Below are 1,529 nucleotides of genomic sequence, written 5' to 3' on the forward strand. Positions count from 1 at the left end.
TAATACCCCTGACCTTTTTTAGTAACTATAAAATCGCTCAAACCTATATTTTCTAAAGTTTTTCTCAGCCTATTTATATTTACAGTTAAAGTATTTTCACTTATAAACTCTTCGCTATCCCATAATTCTTCTATTATTGTATCTCTACTAACTATACTTCCTTGATTGTTCATTAATATATTAATTATTTTAAACTCATTTTTACTCAGTTCAACAAACTGATCATTGAAATAAATCTTACTTTCTAAAATATTTAAAATTACATCTTTATATTTTACAATATCAACTTTTAATGAATTGTTGTATGAGTATGTTCTTCTTAATATAGCTTGTACTTTTGCAACTAATACTTGAGTTGAAAAAGGTTTTATTATATAGTCATCGGCTCCCATATTTATAGACATAACAATATCCATATCGTTATCCCTAGATGAAATAAATATTATAGGTACTTTTAATATATTTCTTATTTTATTGCACCAGTAAAATCCATCATAAAATGGTAAATTTATATCCATCAATACCAACTTAGGATTAATTGCTATAACTTCTTCTGCTATATTATCCAAATTTTTTGCTTCATGTGTCCTATATCCCCATTTACTTAAACACATATGAATTTCTCTACTTAATGCTTTGTCATCTTCTACTAAAAAAACGTCTATCATAATACCCTCCCTTTAAAACATAATATATATTTTGCCAATTATATATTATAGCACACTTTAAAATTTCATAATTTGATATAATATTCATAGTTATGATAATATATTGTAATAAAATTTACTTAAAATAAAATGAGGTAGTAATATGATTATTTTTAATACGTTTATAGAAAGCTTTTTAAATTTAGCTAGTGTTTTAGGAGTTTTTATAGTTTTTGGTATTTTATTAAACTTAATTGAATCTAAAAATAATGAACTCATACAAAATTCACTTGGAATAAACTTTATAGTATTTACTGGTTTTATAGGAACTGTAGTTCATGAGTTAAGCCATATGCTAATGGCGTTTATATTTAACCATAAAATAGTTAAAGTTGAATTATTTAGACCTTTTAAATATAAAGAAGATGGAGTCTTAGGATATGTAAAACATACTTATAATTCAAGTAATCTATATCAGCAAATTGGCAATTTTTTTATAGGTATTGCCCCTATGATTTTTGGTACTTTATCCATATGGATACTTTTAATTTTATTTTCTAATGATACATACCAAGTAATTACAAATAATATACATATTGATTTGTACATTAGATACCTTGAGTCAAATGACTATTTAAAAGTTTTTAGTCTTTTAATTAATGATACTTTATTAATATTAAAAAGCATGTTCTCCCTAAAATATTTAGCTGATTTTAAACACTTAATTATGCTATTTTTCATATATTCTATAGCCACACATATGAGCTTAAGTCTCGCTGATTTAAAAGGAAGTTTTAAAGGTTTTATAGTGTGTTTTATTACTGTTTTTATAGTTACGCTTTTTATCAATTTATTAAATCAAGCTAATTTATTTAAAAATAT

Annotated in this window: 2 protein-coding genes; one reads left to right on the plus strand and one right to left on the minus strand. The window is 23.5% G+C overall.

From position 1 onward, the window contains the following. The coding region (locus VN21_RS03745; RefSeq protein ID WP_046822111.1) for a response regulator transcription factor at positions 1-668 on the minus strand (668 nt) is incomplete at its 3' end. Between the two features lie 142 nt (positions 669-810). Here VN21_RS03745 and VN21_RS03750 point away from each other — a divergent pair. Further along, on the plus strand, positions 811-1,529 hold a 719-nt coding region (locus tag VN21_RS03750; RefSeq protein ID WP_046822112.1), incomplete at its 3' end, for a hypothetical protein.

It is taken from the genome of Paraclostridium benzoelyticum (assembly GCF_001006285.1).
Lineage (GTDB): Bacteria > Bacillota > Clostridia > Peptostreptococcales > Peptostreptococcaceae > Paraclostridium > Paraclostridium benzoelyticum.